15 protein-coding genes are annotated in these 11,970 nt (G+C 43.5%); 4 read left to right on the forward strand and 11 right to left on the reverse strand.

Features of this window, described 5'->3' with window-relative positions:
- Positions 1 to 17: 17 nt before the first annotated feature.
- A complete protein-coding gene (gene msrB / locus L3V37_RS02935; protein ID WP_005374134.1) occupies positions 18 to 1,160 on the reverse strand; it encodes a peptide-methionine (R)-S-oxide reductase MsrB in 1,143 nt (380 codons plus the stop codon).
- A 202-nt stretch (positions 1,161 to 1,362) separates the two neighbouring features.
- On the opposite strand from msrB, the gene L3V37_RS02940 reads away from it, so the two are divergent.
- Both L3V37_RS02940 and L3V37_RS02945 read left to right on the forward strand, forming a co-directional pair.
- Entirely contained in the window at positions 1,363 to 1,761 is a 399-nt protein-coding gene (locus L3V37_RS02940; RefSeq protein WP_005374132.1) for an OsmC family protein, read from the forward strand.
- A 129-nt stretch (positions 1,762 to 1,890) separates the two neighbouring features.
- Positions 1,891 to 2,445, forward strand: coding sequence for a sugar O-acetyltransferase (locus L3V37_RS02945; RefSeq protein WP_031780875.1), 555 nt, complete (start codon positions 1,891 to 1,893; stop codon positions 2,443 to 2,445).
- Positions 2,446 to 2,532: 87 nt separating this feature from the next.
- On the opposite strand, the gene L3V37_RS02950 is transcribed toward L3V37_RS02945, so the two are convergent.
- The 6 genes from L3V37_RS02950 to L3V37_RS02975 all read right to left on the reverse strand — a co-directional run bounded on the left by L3V37_RS02950 (position 2,533) and on the right by L3V37_RS02975 (position 6,717).
- Complete coding sequence (locus L3V37_RS02950) at positions 2,533 to 2,913, reverse strand: hypothetical protein (RefSeq protein ID WP_237305804.1); 381 nt, start codon at positions 2,911 to 2,913, stop codon at positions 2,533 to 2,535.
- Positions 2,901 to 3,218, reverse strand: coding sequence for a hypothetical protein (locus tag L3V37_RS02955; protein ID WP_230237957.1), 318 nt, complete (start codon positions 3,216 to 3,218; stop codon positions 2,901 to 2,903). Before L3V37_RS02955 ends, L3V37_RS02950 begins: the two co-directional genes overlap by 13 nt.
- Positions 3,219 to 4,282: 1,064 nt before the next feature.
- Entirely contained in the window at positions 4,283 to 4,465 is a 183-nt protein-coding gene (locus L3V37_RS02960; RefSeq protein WP_021035913.1) for a hypothetical protein, read from the reverse strand.
- Between the two features lie 164 nt (positions 4,466 to 4,629).
- Positions 4,630 to 5,316 carry a YafY family protein gene (locus L3V37_RS02965; protein WP_005497912.1) on the reverse strand — a complete coding sequence of 229 codons (687 nt, stop codon included), beginning with the start codon at positions 5,314 to 5,316 and terminating at the stop codon, positions 4,630 to 4,632.
- 47 nt (positions 5,317 to 5,363) lie between these two features.
- Positions 5,364 to 5,678, reverse strand: coding sequence for a hypothetical protein (locus tag L3V37_RS02970; protein WP_237305805.1), 315 nt, complete (start codon positions 5,676 to 5,678; stop codon positions 5,364 to 5,366).
- A gap of 115 nt (positions 5,679 to 5,793) precedes the next feature.
- Positions 5,794 to 6,717, reverse strand: a complete 924-nt coding sequence (locus L3V37_RS02975; RefSeq protein ID WP_005384329.1) for a LysR family transcriptional regulator — start codon at positions 6,715 to 6,717, stop codon at positions 5,794 to 5,796.
- Between the two features lie 138 nt (positions 6,718 to 6,855).
- On the opposite strand from L3V37_RS02975, the gene yjjG reads away from it, so the two are divergent.
- Together yjjG and L3V37_RS02985 are read left to right on the forward strand one after the other, a co-directional pair.
- Entirely contained in the window at positions 6,856 to 7,530 is a 675-nt protein-coding gene (gene yjjG, locus L3V37_RS02980) for a pyrimidine 5'-nucleotidase (RefSeq protein ID WP_237305806.1), read from the forward strand.
- A 51-nt stretch (positions 7,531 to 7,581) separates the two neighbouring features.
- On the forward strand, positions 7,582 to 8,121 hold the full coding sequence (locus L3V37_RS02985) for an NUDIX hydrolase (protein WP_005374107.1): 540 nt from the start codon (positions 7,582 to 7,584) through the stop codon (positions 8,119 to 8,121).
- A gap of 79 nt (positions 8,122 to 8,200) precedes the next feature.
- Here the strand turns inward: L3V37_RS02985 and L3V37_RS02990 are convergent, their stop codons facing one another.
- The 4 genes from L3V37_RS02990 to L3V37_RS03005 form a co-directional block, all read right to left on the reverse strand.
- Positions 8,201 to 8,635, reverse strand: a complete 435-nt coding sequence (locus tag L3V37_RS02990) for a hypothetical protein (RefSeq protein WP_005480927.1) — start codon at positions 8,633 to 8,635, stop codon at positions 8,201 to 8,203.
- A gap of 20 nt (positions 8,636 to 8,655) precedes the next feature.
- On the reverse strand, positions 8,656 to 9,207 hold the full coding sequence (locus L3V37_RS02995) for a YtfJ family protein (RefSeq protein ID WP_237305807.1): 552 nt from the start codon (positions 9,205 to 9,207) through the stop codon (positions 8,656 to 8,658).
- A 79-nt stretch (positions 9,208 to 9,286) separates the two neighbouring features.
- The gene (locus L3V37_RS03000; protein ID WP_237305808.1) at positions 9,287 to 10,006 is read right to left on the reverse strand and encodes a carbonic anhydrase; all 720 of its coding nucleotides are present in this window, start codon (positions 10,004 to 10,006) and stop codon (positions 9,287 to 9,289) included.
- Positions 10,007 to 10,084: 78 nt separating this feature from the next.
- Positions 10,085 to 11,428, reverse strand: coding sequence for an OmpP1/FadL family transporter (locus L3V37_RS03005; RefSeq protein ID WP_237305809.1), 1,344 nt, complete (start codon positions 11,426 to 11,428; stop codon positions 10,085 to 10,087).
- Positions 11,429 to 11,970 lie beyond the last annotated feature (542 nt).

Here is an 11,970-nt window from a genome sequence, read left to right on the forward strand (position 1 = left end):
TCCTAATTTGGTTAAAATTACTTATCAAATAGGTACAGGTAATCGCCGTAGCCTAAACTCGCCATCTTGTTCACAGGTACAAATTTCATCGCAGCAGAGTTCATGCAATAGCGTAATCCCGTCGGCTTAGGACCATCTTTAAACACGTGACCTAGGTGTGAATCACCAAACTTACTGCGGATCTCCGTTCTAGGGTAGAGCAGTTTATAATCGGTTTTCTCCACGATGTAACCCGGGTTAATTGGTCGAGTAAAGCTTGGCCAACCTGTGCCAGATTTGTATTTATCAGTAGAAGAAAATAGCGGTTCACCGGTCACAATATCAACATAAATTCCCGCTTCTTTGTTGTCCCAGTATTCATTATCAAACGGACGCTCCGTGCCTTCTTCTTGCGTCACGTAATACTGTAGCTCTGTTAAGTTTGATTTGATTTCAGACTGAGCAGGTTTACTGTACGCTTTCACTTTCGAAAGCAGCTTTTTTTCTTCAATCAACTGTCGAAGTGTTTTAGGGCTTTCTTTTCGATCTTCACCAAACACTTCGTCGAGGTATTTATCGCGACCTGATGCGTAGCGGTAGTATTTGTACTTTAGGCTACTCTTCTTGTAGTAATCCTGATGGTACGACTCCGCAGGGTAAAACTTTTCAAACTCGATCAGCTCTGTTTTCAACGGCTTTGGATAGATCATCGCCTTGTCGATTTCCATCATAAACTGCTTAGCAATCTGTTTTTGCTCCGCATTATGGTAGAAGATCGCTGGACGGTATTGAGGGCCACGGTCAACAAATGAACCTTTATCGTCGGTAGGGTCGATATGACGGAAGAAGTAGTCCAGCACTTGTTCGTAGTTCACGACAGCAGGATCGTACTTCACCTCAATCACTTCAATATGACCAGATTTACCAGAAGAGACTTGGCGGTAAGTCGGGTTTTCAATATGGCCACCTGAATAACCTGATACAACATCGATTACGCCGGGCAGTTGCTCTAAATCCGATTCTGTACACCAGAAACAACCGCCAGCTAGCGTTGCGATTCTTGTATTCTCTGAAGCCTTCAGCTTATCCATCGTATCGGCGGTACCTGTTTTACTCAATAGTAGAAACAAGACTGGAAGTGCGAAGGAGAAACCGGCCAATAACTTAGACATATTCTTCATAGCTACCTCATCGTTATTTTTGTAGAAAGTGTTACTTAAATAAAAAGTGTTACGTATAGAGAAAGGTAACCGAGCGAAAAAATTACAGTAATGTTGAAAATTCCATTGCCCTTTTATGCGATAGAGCTAAAGTATCGACAAGAAACACACTGCTAGTAAGGGCAACGATGCCTTGAATAAGCGATGCTAAATGAGGTAAATCATGCAAGCTGAAGTTAAATGGATAGAAGATTTTAAATTCCTTGGGCAATCTCAGTCGGGCCACTCCGTAGTGATGGATGGCAATGGTGGTGCAACCGCACCAAGCCCAATGGAAATGGTACTAATGGCTGCTGGTGGCTGTAGCTCTGTCGATGTTGTTGATGGTTTGAAAACAGCAGGCCAAAAGGTTTCGTCAGTTAATGCCAAGCTAACCACAGAGCGTCGTGAAACCGCACCGCGTATCTTTACGCAAGTGAATATCCACTTTGAAGTGTCAGGTGACGAGCTTGACCCAGAAGTCGTAGCAAAAGTGGCGGCTGACTCGCTAGAAAAATACTGCTCGGTTTGCTTAATGCTAGGCGAAGGTGTTGAGATGACCCACAGTTGGGAAATTGTGTAAGTTGACAGACTCCACAAAATATAAAAACAGGAAAGAGAAAAGTCCGGGCTTTTCTCTTTTTTTATTTCGCAGTTCACGTACCTTGTGAAGAATCTGAAAGCAGTAATTGCAGGTTGTAGGAGTCTTCCAGTGACAGAACTAGAAAAAATGATGTCTGGCCAGGTCTTTGATGGCATGGACAAAGAAATTGACGCCATTAGAAGCCATGCTCTTCAAGCACTTAGAGCACTTAATAATAACACCGACGAAAGTCAGCGCGACGAATTGCAAAAGCAGCTATTTGGCAAGGTAGGCCGTTGTATTGTCCAGTCCCCTTTTCATTGTGAATTTGGTAAGACCATCGAAATAGGTGAAGAAACCTTTATCAACATGAACGTGGTCATGCTCGATGGTGCCAAAATTACCATCGGGAACCACGTGCTCATTGGACCGAGCGTGCAATTCTATACCGCTTCTCATTCTGTTGATTACCGAAGTCGTCGACGTTGGGAAACGTTTTGTAAACCTATCACGATTGAAGATGATGTGTGGATTGGCGGAAATTCCGTCATCAACCAAGGTGTAACAGTTGGCGCTCGCTCGGTGATTGCGGCGAACTCGGTAGTCAACCATGATGTGCCGCCAGATTGTCTATACGGAGGCACGCCAGCTAAGTTGATTCGTCGTCTCAACGAAGAAGAGTAGAGATCAGTATGCAATAACACTGGCGATTAGAGAGTTCTGACTGAGCTCTCTTCGTCGAGTGCATCGTTATATTTTAATGTTAATTTCTCATTCAATTGCTAAAAGAACGGCCCCAATTGATAAAGTCAGGGCAACGACAACAGAGTTCACAATAATAATACCCAGTAATAGAATCGACAAATAACGATACCATTCTGGTACTTCTCTAGAAATATTAGGTAATTTTCGCTTTTCACCTGAGCTAGGTTGAACGATTAAACGAACAAACATCAATGTTCGGAAAAATGCGTAAGGCCACCCTGTGAATAAAGAAAGCTCAAATTCATTAAAATATGGTTTTTTAAAATAGTTCCCAACAATCTCCTTCGGCATCAGAAAGTGCATGACACCGATAAAAATGGTTTGTAAGAAAATAATAATCACACCAGTCATTAAAGTGTAAAAAAGAAATGTGATTACTTGCTGCATATAGACTCTATTCCAGTACTAGCGACTAAGTTTGGCTTGCTTTCAATTGAATTATAAAAGCTTTTTGCCACTTTACCGGATGCATAACCTACAGCCGTTGAACCGGCAGCGAGTACAATGGCAGTCCCCCAGCCAATAGGGTTTGATACTAAAAATAGACCGACTAACGCGCTGGTACCCATTCCTACAGCTGTGCTAGTTATTGACTCAACAAAAATTTCATTCTTCTCATGTTGGTCTTGTGTATTCGCAATCTGAATGCAGGAAGCCGTCAGACCAACACCGACTAAAACATGTCCGCCCACTTTAGATGCTTGAGCTATTTTATTCAGTTTTTCGGCTTGTTTAACTATATGAGCATTCGCAGGTAACCCTCAACTTCGAGCGATGCGGATAGACTCGTAAGCTTTTTATTATCAAGTGATAAATTTAGCCTTTCATATGGAGTACCATACATGTTTAATATAATTGATGATAAGTTATCATGAGTTTTTATTTTATACTCAAATAATCCCGACACAGAGCACCTCTAGCTAATAATTTGTTTGTGCAGATACTAACAAAAAACTATATTTAAAAAGGTTTATTTTTTGCATTCTAGACTTTCATTTTAAAAAGTTACAAATTAGCTGATGTATTTATTATTTGCATGAAATTGTTAATGTGATTTTTTACATTTAAAGTGTGATATTAAACTTGGTTGGATAAGTAAAGGTCATACATGATTTGCTAGTGATAAAAAACCTGCGATAAAAAATACAAGTGCTAACATTGTAGAGTTTATGATAATTACCCATATTATTATGAAGGATAATAGGCGGTACCACCTAGGCACCTCTTGGGATACATCGGGTAACTTTCGTTTTTTACCTGAGTTAGGTTGAACGATTAAACGAACAAACATCAATGTTCGGAAAAATGCGTAAGGCCAACCTGTAAATAGAGCTAGTTCGAAAGTGTTAAAATAAGGTTCTTTAAAGTAGCTATTGACAATGTCTTTTGGCATTAAAAGGTGCATGATACCTATAAAGAATGTTTGAAAAAAAATAACTAATACACCAGAGAACATTAAGTATCCAATAATGTTCCAGATCAATTGCATATTGCACCTATCCTTATAATAAACCGATGCTTTTTCAAAGGTTTTATCCTAATTTTTATCATGAAGAAATAAAGAGACTAACAGATAACCTATATCTTAGCTATGAATGTAAGGCCGTTTTGAAGGAGTGTCGAGAACGAAAATAAGAACTATTTTATTGATTTTTATGTAAATATAGTTGGTCGTGTATAAAATGGATAACGTGTAATGGCGAGATGTAAGCCTTGCACAACTAACAAAGGTTGGTTAAACAAGGCTAATAGTCGGTTATGGATGAATAACGATTTGTTGCTCCTCAGTCATCACAAGTGTCGCTTTGCTTTGTTCGATAAGTTGGGCAGCATAAGAAGGGGTAACGGCCTGCATATCACCTTTAGATCGAAGAGTTAAAGACTCCCACGCTTGATCTCTATATTTCCCTGCTTGGGTGTATTGAATCAGTACTTTCATAGCTTCACGCTCCGGTGTGGTTGACGTGCTACTTAAGTTAACGATCTTAGGTTGGTTGCGCATCTGTTAAAAATGAAACATTAGTTTAACCAAATGTGCCTTTCCAAATATCGCGCATTGAGCAGAGCAATTTAGAATCCTTGTGATGGAAGGATGAAGAACACTCAATCTTTCGATTCATACTGCGCAATATAATGTTTGAGAGATTTGGTTTCCGCACTCTGAAACTCTTCATCGTGCATACGCAGTGCTTGGATACGGTCGAGGCGGAACTGGCGGTAGTCATCACGCAATTCGCACCAGGCGACCAGCGTCCAGACTTTGCCCCAAAAGAACTGGCCTAACGGTTGGATTTTTCTCTCGGTCACCTGTCCGCTTTCATCTTGGTAATCCAAACTGACCTTAAACTGATGATCAATCGCGTGGCGCAGAAGCTGCCCTCGTTTGGCAGTCTCGGATTGGGTGTGATAATCGGGCACAATCAGCGGACAATCTTCCACTTGTTGTTTGAGCTTATCTGGCAATACCGAAAGTATTTTGGTGGACGCAGAGTGAGACGCTTCGGCAAGTTCGGCATCCGACCAGGCTCGAACCATCCGCATACCCAGTTCAAGCGCCATCATCTCTTTTTCTGAGAACATCAAAGGCGGCAGATGAGAGCCAGCTTGCAACAGGTAGCCAACACCTGCTTCACCTTGAATCGGAACACCAGAACTAAGCAACGACTGAATATCGCGATAAATCGTACGTTCGCTAACTTCCATTCTTTCTGCGAGCTCTTTCGCTGTCACGGCGTAACGCTTTGCGCGCAGAAGCGTCAGTAGCTCAAACAGTCGTTCTGATTTGCTCATGATGTTCCTTATCTAGACCTACTGGTTGTTAGTGGTAGTGTGGCTGATTACTTCTCTAGCTCACTGCACATTTTTAAGTTGTGATGTTTAAGCTCGAAGCTTTCGCAGTCAATCATTGATAACAGAGGCTGAAATTCAGCGGCTTGCTTAAGCTGTTTTCCCGCCTGTTTTGCATCGTCCATTGAACGCCAGTAAATGATGTCTGTCCACACATCGTCCGTCGCTTCGTGACTGAGTGAGCGATACAAAAAGCCTAGCAGATTCTTCACAAACGTTTGTGACTGTTTGGCAGCGGCGATCACGTCTTGCTCTGTTGTGCCTGTGGTTAGACGAAATTGCACAGTTTCGATAACGGTTTCCATATTGTGATTCCTTATTGGTTTTGGCGGATTGCCTGTTGAGTTCCAAATAAGGTTACGCGGATGGAATGTCAGAACATGTCAGTAGTGAAATCTCACTCACTTATCATCAAGTTGGTTATTTTTCTGGGCTGTTGTAACGATCCCAGTAAGGTAAATCTGTGCCGAGTTTTTCGCTGATAAAATCGATAAAGGCTCTTACTTTCAACGGCATGTGCTTGCGCTCAGGGAACACCGCATAAATGGCGTGTTCTGGTAGAGAATACTCTTCCATCACCGGTTTTAGATTTCCTGCGGCAAAGTCTCTTCCTGCAATAAACGTCGGCAGTTGCGCAATGCCCGAACCTCTCAACAGCAACTGGCGAATGGCTTCGCTGTTATTGACGATAAAGTTTCCTTTTGGAAGCACCTTGTATTCGCTGCCATTGTTGATGAACATCCATTCGACGCCGCCACGGAAATAGGAATAGCGCAGGCAGTTGTGACTGACTAAATCACTTGGTTTTTGTGGTGTTCCAAACTCCGCTAAGTAATCTGGCGAGGCACAAAGCACACTTTTACAAGGGGCGAGACGTTTTGCGATTAGATTGGAAGAGGTGAGTTCACCAATACGGATCCCCAAATCAAAACCGTCTTTAACCAAATCGACCATTTTGTCTTCGAGGTTTAAATCCACTTCAATTTTCGGGTAACGAGCGAGAAACTCGCTGATCAAAGGCGCGATATGCAGTACACCGAAAGACATTGGCACGGTAATTTTGAGCCGACCTTGTGGAGAGCCTTGCAGTTCCGATACCGCGTCTACGCCTTGCTGGGCCAGATTGAGCGCTTGAGAAGCGTACTCAAAATAGCGTTCTCCCGCTTCGGTCAGGCTCAGCTTACGCGTGGTTCGGTTAAGGAGACGAATGCCCAAATCGTCTTCTAGTTGGTTGATGCGTTTGCTGATCGCCGATTTCGTCAGATTCAGCTGTTTGGCCGCAAGGGAAAAGCTGCCGCATTCGACAACAGCAACAAAAACGGGCAGGGAGGCAATCGCGTTCACATCAATCTCCTATTATCGTGAAGCATTTATTGTTGAGCACAAGGATACAATTAATTTCCAATTATAGAGATTATCTTCAAGAAGAAAACAATCTAGACTATGCACCAGTATTACGACCTTGATTTTGGGAAGAAGAAAATGAAGTACGATTGGATCCTGTTTGACGCTGACGAAACCTTATTCCACTTTGATGCTTTCAAAGGTTTGCAGCTTATGTTTTCTCGCAAAGGCGTAGATTTTACTGAACAAAATTTTGCTCATTACCAAACCGTAAACAAACCGCTTTGGGTGGATTACCAAGACGGCAAAGTAACGGCAGATGAGCTAAAACATAAGCGTTTTACCGAGTGGGCTGAGAAGTTGAATACTACAACAGCAGATCTCAACAGCGCATTTTTAGAAGCGATGGCCGATATTTGCAGCTTGTTGCCAGGTGCAAAAGAGCTGATGGAAGCGCTGCAAGGCAAAGCTAAAATGGGCATCATCACCAACGGTTTTGCAGAGTTGCAAGCAATTCGCCTTGAGCGCACAGGGATGACTGAGTACTTCGATAAAGTGGTGATCTCTGAACAAGTGGGCGTAGCAAAACCGGACTTAGGTATTTTTGAATACGCGATGCAGCAAATGGGCAACCCATGCAAAACGCGCGTACTGATGGTGGGTGACAACCTGCATTCCGATATTCTGGGTGGTAATAATTTTGGTATTGAAACTTGCTGGTTAAATACCACAGGCGCAAGCGTCGATGAGCGTATCGCACCAAATTACACCGTTGAGTCTTTGAGTGAACTAAAGAACATTTTGGTGGCGTAACCGAATCGGGTATTATTCCGCAGTAACCCTCAGAAAAATCAAGGAATAACCATGTCAGACATCAAACAGCTAGACAGCAAAGTCGTTTACCAGAATAAGTGGATGACGGTGCGTGAGGACAAAATTTTACGTCCGAGCGGCGCAGAGGGCATCTATGGTGTGGTCGACAAACCTGATTGTGCTGCGATTCTGGCTATCGATAACGGGATGATTCACTTGGTTCAGCAGTACCGTTACACCGTAGGTCAACGTTGTTGGGAGATCCCACAAGGGGCGTGGGAATCAAACCCAGATGCGGATCATCTTGAGCTTGCCAAAGGCGAACTGCGTGAAGAAACGGGCATGCAGGCGAGCACTATGGCGTATGTCGGCGCGCAGTTTATCGCATACGGCTTTTTGAATCAGACATGTCACGTCTACTTCGCCAGTGATTTAACGGACGTGGGCAATCAACTCGACAGTGAAGAAGAGGATTTGATCACTCGCGCTTTTTCTGTTGAGGAGTTCGAACAGATGATGATCGACGGTACGATCAAAGATTGTGTCACCATCGCCGCTTATGGTTTGGCGAAGCTGAAGAAATTCATTTAGTTATCCATGACGATTTTTTAATGAAAACAGCGGCCTAGTGCCGCTGTTTTTAGTTTGGGTGAGTTCGTTGAGCCATCGCTTACTCGTCGATTTTCTTACCTAAGATTTCCACTTGCGCTTTTTTGGTCACCCCCGCGACTTGCAGCGCAGTGCTGCCAACCGATTCATAGTTCAACTCGATTTTGTCTAACTTCGCGTTATCTTTTGTTGGTAGGCTTAAGCTTCTTGATGACATGCCTTTAGTCAGAACCCCTAAACTGTCGAACGTCTTTTCCTGACCATCTTTCATGATTACTTTAACGCTTTTCAGATCGACCGTACCTTGCGTACATTTGATTTTTATGTGGCTGAAACGAGCGTTAGCAAATGGTGACAGTGGATTGACTGTGTCGGTTTCCGATTTAAAACTGACGGTCTTATCTGCAATCTTATCCCAATCGTTGTCTCCTGCAACCGATTGGAAAGAGGCTACAGCCGCTAAAAGACAGAGTGCGATGGTGTTGAACAGTTTCATAGCTTTTCCTTACCTTAGGTTTAGATATTCTGTTTAATCAGTTCGATGACGTGTGTGACTTCGTCTTGAGTTAAAGCCCCTTCTTTCACGAATAAAATTTCGCCTTGTTTATTTTGTACGATAATCGCAGAACTTTCTTGCTGCAGATCCCAAGTTGTTGCTAATACGCCATTTTTGTCTAACACCATGGAAGACCAAGAGAATGTCTTTTTGCTGTCCTCTGCCGACGATTTTACAAATGTACCGGTTCCCCAGATGGCGTCTTCTTGGTTGATCACGGTTGTGGTCTGATACTGATCTTCAGGAAAGTGAGCGGCAGTGATTGCTGACATCAGCGGCGCGTTCATCTCTTTGGCTTTACTACGACCTGCAATGGCTTGTATCACACGGACTTTGCCTAACATCTGCTGAGTTGCCCAAGGTTGATAAGCCACATCGTCTCCTTGCAGCGTCATTTCGCCATAGGTATCAATGCTGACGGAAGGGGTGGTTTGACCGACAGAAAGGTTATGAGAGAAGGCGAATGTCGGGGCGAGTGCGAGTAAGAGTGACAGAACAGATGGATTTTTCATTGGGGGTTCCTGTAACGAAGTGAGGTTAGAGCGAATCAAAATAAGGGGCAAATACGATGCCCCTTATCGGATTTGGCGATTAGTTAGAAAGTACAACGCGCGCATTTAACGGTTGTAGCGGACGATTGTTTTGTCCCATGACTTCCATCAGTTTCGCGGCTTGATCTTTGGATAAGGTTTGAGTGTCTTTAAGCACAAACCAGCGCACACCTTCTGAACATGGTGGTGTGGTTAAAGAGCCGTTAAATCGATAGTAGTTTGCAGTTTTTGGCAGTAAGTCGTTAATCTCAAACGTATCTTTAAAGAAGGTGGTTTGATTCTCTTGTGGGATTGCGCTGATCAGTTTAGACAGTGCTGCGTTTTGATCGCCAGCATCAAACATCACCGAAATTACCGCCAACTCGCCGTCTGCGTTGGCGTGCACAAAGTGCGCTTCAAGTGGATACTGGCGGCCTTTGATTTGGTTTTCTGAAGGTGTGTGGAAATGGAACTGTTGCAGCTCGAACGTCTCGCCATCGATGGTGAAGCTGTTATGTCCGTTCACTTGCGCTTGCAGCGTATGACCATTGTTGGTTAAACCAATGACCTGACCAGTGTACGAAAGGTTCAGTGCTTCCAGTTTTGCATCGGCTGGGTTGTCGATGTTGATTGGGCTTTGGTTTTTCGTGGTTGCGCAGTCTTTGGCGATTTCTCCCCAGTGCTCTGGCCCGTGTTTGTCATTGCCATAGCCCCATTCTGAAGCCTGAGCCGCGCCTAGAGTGAGAAGTGAGAGTGAAAAAGCAAGTAGTGTTTTGTTCATAATAATGTCTCTGTTCGGTCGCTTTGATAAGCGTTGTTACAAGGCAATGACCTAGAGGTTTGATCACTGCCTGACAAATTAGAAACGGTGGCTGAGTTGGGCACCAATTAGGAACGCATTTGAATGGGTCACGCCCGTTACCATCGGTGCAGGAACACCTTCATACGCGTACTCTTCTACGTTGACATCTTCACCAATCAAGTACGTCATGCCGATGTCAACCGTGGTATCTGATGACCATTGGTAAGAGGCCCCCGCAGATAACCAGTGACGGTTCGAATCTGGAATAGAAAGCGAAGTCAGCTCATCGACAGGTGTTTTGTCGAACATGTAACCCGTGCGTAGTGTCCAACGTTCATTGGCGTACCAAGTCGCACCGATGGAGTAGTGCGCGGAGTCTTGCCACTGAAAATCTTTTAGCAACTGATCATCAGCTTTCAAGTTGTCAAATGCTGACCAACCAATCCACTGCACAGAATAGTGCAGTGCAAATTTAGGTAAGACGCGGTGATAACCGGAAAACTCCGCAATATCCGGTAGCGGCATAGCAAGTGAGTCGTACGATTCGCCAGCAAAGTGGATGTCACCCTTGGCATCGATGTTAGGGCTGTGCTTGTAGCTTAAACCTAAGCGATGACGTTCGTTAAACTCGTACATCATGCCAATGTTCGCGCCAAGTCCAATGCCGCCAGCTTCCACATCAAGTGCGTTGCCTTTTACGGATCCACAGCGTTGTTCTAGTTCGTTTCCAAGTATGTTCCCACCAACGCAAGCACCCACGTCCATATCGCGGTACAGCTCACCAGAGCCGTAAATCACATCAATACCACCACCGATACTAAAACGATCGTTCACCTTGTATGCCAAGCTTGCGCCAAGGTTGACACTCGCTACGCTGGTGACACCGCCAAAAACAGGTGCGCCATAGTTTGGTTTAAACTCCATGTCGGTTCCGAAGTTGGAGTATGCCGATAAGCCTAGATACCAGTCGTCGTTGATAGGGTGAATAAAGTAAAAATTGGGTACAACGGCTGGTTGACCAACGCCATCGACGTCATCAATGTCGGTCACGGTTTGAGAGAAGGACGGGGTAATGTCAACTTGAGGGGACGGAGGAAAACCGCCCATACCAACATTGACATCCGCATTAATATTAGCTCGATGATATTGCGTATTTTTAACGGTAACGTCAGGTTTGACGTAAGTGACACCGAACGATAAGGCATTTTGTTTAAACAGCGTCATCGCTGCGGCGTTGCGGCTGACTACAGATGCATTATCACCAATGACGGCATCACCAGCAAAAGCACGACCAAGACCCGTCGCAGAATGTTCGTTAATTTGAAAACCACCGGCATACGCCGTCGAGGAGGCTAACCCGATTAATAAATAAATCGGTGAAAGAGTGAATTGTCGCTGCATGTTTTTCTCATGAATTAATTAGAAGTTGTATTGCAACTAAAATTAGTAAAATAAACAAATCTGACCAGTGTATTTAGGAGTAAAACTAACAGTGTGCTGACAATAAGTAAATTTAACTTAATAAATATTTATTGTTGAATTTATTAATGCTTCATGGCGTGAATATAGTATTTATTTTACGTGTAAATTAAACCCTGAACCTCTATTTTTATTTTTGCGGTATTACTTCTCTATTTTTATTGTGCTGACTGTTCCCTAACAAATAGAGGGAAATCCAGCGATAAAGTGTCCGTGATGGAAACTCTGAGTCATTTGTATTTCCATTGCATCCCAACGTTGGTAGTTCGAATCAGCAAGAGAACTATCGTTTTAAACCCACATGACACACCCCTCTCGGTCTTACCTGTGTTATGTGGGTATTTTTTATTTAACTTGTCACTTAACTCCTCTTTAAATTCAATCATCAAAATGGCCATCATGAAATTCAAATTAATGGAATGTTGAATAATTTTGGATTTTACTGGTTTGTTAGTATTTAAAAG

The organism is Vibrio sp. D54, from assembly GCF_021728075.1.
Taxonomy (GTDB): domain Bacteria; phylum Pseudomonadota; class Gammaproteobacteria; order Enterobacterales; family Vibrionaceae; genus Vibrio; species Vibrio alginolyticus.

Bases quoted from the DNA above. Each gene is read 5' to 3' on its own strand.
- L3V37_RS03005 (WP_237305809.1), bottom strand. From the start codon at position 11,428: ATGCAGCGACAATTCACTCTTTCACCGATTTATTTATTAATCGGGTTA.
- L3V37_RS02985 (WP_005374107.1), top strand. From the start codon at position 7,582: ATGTCAGACATCAAACAGCTAGACAGCAAAGTCGTTTACCAGAATAAG.
- L3V37_RS02970 (WP_237305805.1), bottom strand. From the start codon at position 5,678: ATGGAAACCGTTATCGAAACTGTGCAATTTCGTCTAACCACAGGCACA.
- L3V37_RS02940 (WP_005374132.1), top strand. From the start codon at position 1,363: ATGCAAGCTGAAGTTAAATGGATAGAAGATTTTAAATTCCTTGGGCAA.
- L3V37_RS02965 (WP_005497912.1), bottom strand. From the start codon at position 5,316: ATGAGCAAATCAGAACGACTGTTTGAGCTACTGACGCTTCTGCGCGCA.
- L3V37_RS02950 (WP_237305804.1), bottom strand. From the start codon at position 2,913: ATGCAGCAAGTAATCACATTTCTTTTTTACACTTTAATGACTGGTGTG.
- L3V37_RS03000 (WP_237305808.1), bottom strand. From the start codon at position 10,006: ATGAACAAAACACTACTTGCTTTTTCACTCTCACTTCTCACTCTAGGC.
- msrB (WP_005374134.1), bottom strand. From the start codon at position 1,160: ATGAAGAATATGTCTAAGTTATTGGCCGGTTTCTCCTTCGCACTTCCA.
- L3V37_RS02960 (WP_021035913.1), bottom strand. From the start codon at position 4,465: ATGAAAGTACTGATTCAATACACCCAAGCAGGGAAATATAGAGATCAA.
- L3V37_RS02990 (WP_005480927.1), bottom strand. From the start codon at position 8,635: ATGAAACTGTTCAACACCATCGCACTCTGTCTTTTAGCGGCTGTAGCC.
- yjjG (WP_237305806.1), top strand. From the start codon at position 6,856: ATGAAGTACGATTGGATCCTGTTTGACGCTGACGAAACCTTATTCCAC.
- L3V37_RS02995 (WP_237305807.1), bottom strand. From the start codon at position 9,207: ATGAAAAATCCATCTGTTCTGTCACTCTTACTCGCACTCGCCCCGACA.